Source organism: Longirhabdus pacifica (genome assembly GCF_004115085.1).
Taxonomy (GTDB): Bacteria; Bacillota; Bacilli; order Paenibacillales; family DSM-105158; genus Longirhabdus; species Longirhabdus pacifica.
Genome location: NZ_QXJP01000056.1, coordinates 1 through 1,376 on the forward strand (window position 1 = coordinate 1; position 1,376 = coordinate 1,376).

Sequence of the window (1,376 nt, forward strand, 5' to 3'; positions counted from 1 at the left end):
AAAGAACAAAAAAACACCTCTAATCCTATTCAAATTGCTGGATTTGACATGCAGCCCCATACGAATAATTTGTTGTATGATTATTTTCTTAAATTTGATGCTACATTTGCACAAAACGTACAAGAGCTAGAATTAGATTATTATAATTTCATTAGCGTGATAAAAGCTGGAGATTTCCCTGAAGATGGAGAAGAGAAGCAACAAGCATTAATCGTAAAGTATGAAAATGTATTAAATGAATGGAATGAGTTGCATTCATCTCTGAAAAAAGATGTAAACGAAGATGTAACTAAATTAGTAGAAAGAATTTTTAGCCTAAGAATTAGATCTTTAACGGAAAATTTCATTAGAGTAAACTACCCTAATGGTGTTGGTTTTACTAATTTCGCAGATAATGCAAGAGACAAAGTAATGTCGGATAATTTAGTGTGGCTTTTAGAAGAAATGTACCCGGACGAAAAATTAATTGTGTGGGCGCATAACGCTCACATTATGAAAAATTATTCAATGGTGAAAAATGAAGATAATTATGTACTTGTTAATATGACAGAGCAATTACCAGCGGAGATAAAAGAGCAAGCGTATGGCATTGGATTATATATGCACAGTGGAAATTCTGCGTTTAATGATAGAAATGTTATGCCCGTATATAGCAATCATAAGGCTAACTCTGTTGAAAACCTTCTCAATGAACCTAATTATCCAGTCTCTTTCTTGAATATTGATAGAGTGGATGATGAAAATAATACATATTGGTGGAATAGTGAGGCTATAGGTAAGACAGTGGGTAGTAGTCATCAATATGAAGAAAAATATATACCTAGTGAACAGTATGATGGTCTTATACTGATTGAAGACGTAAATTTTCCGAATTATGTTAGATAATTAGAATCATTAACATGTTTGGTTGAAGTTGTGTTTGCACAATACATTCACTGGACAAGTAAAAGTTTGTTCTAATATTGAATAGGAGATATGTATATGAAAAACTTAACAATATCCAAAGGTGTATATGCGATGCTATTTATATGCATGGTTGTCCTTCTATCTAGCTGCACAGAACAAGAGGTGACAGACACAGAGGACAAAAACATTATAGATCATGAAGAAGAGACAACCGAGGTAAACGAGACGAATGAAATTCAATCTATTTCATTGGATAGTACAGATTACAGTGATTTAGAGTTTCTAAAAGACGTTCTCAAAGACAAAAGAATAGTCATGCTTGGAGAAAGCTCTCATGGAGTTTCAGAATACAATTTGGATTGTCAACAGAAAGCTAGACAACTTTTTTAAGGTCAGCTAGTTTATATTGAACAGGGCTCATGTAGCCCAATGTTCCATGAATTCGAATATGATTATACCAGTGCACATAG

At 33.1% G+C, this 1,376-nt stretch carries 3 protein-coding genes; 2 read left to right on the top strand and 1 reads right to left on the bottom strand.

The window, feature by feature from the left end:
• Both D1Z92_RS17025 and D1Z92_RS17030 read left to right on the top strand, forming a co-directional pair.
• A partial coding sequence (locus D1Z92_RS17025) for an erythromycin esterase family protein (protein ID WP_164931698.1) occupies window positions 1–885 on the top strand: 885 nt, incomplete at its 5' end.
• 96 nt (window positions 886–981) lie between these two features.
• Window positions 982–1,296: a hypothetical protein gene (locus tag D1Z92_RS17030; RefSeq protein WP_128896869.1), complete on the top strand. Its 315-nt coding sequence runs from the start codon at window positions 982–984 to the stop codon at window positions 1,294–1,296.
• Here D1Z92_RS17030 and D1Z92_RS17945 read toward each other — a convergent pair.
• Window positions 1,280–1,372 carry an IS3 family transposase gene (locus D1Z92_RS17945; RefSeq protein WP_370741244.1) on the bottom strand — a complete coding sequence of 31 codons (93 nt, stop codon included), beginning with the start codon at window positions 1,370–1,372 and terminating at the stop codon, window positions 1,280–1,282. The two genes, D1Z92_RS17030 and D1Z92_RS17945, sit on opposite strands and share 17 nt — an antisense overlap.
• Window positions 1,373–1,376: the final 4 nt, after the last annotated feature.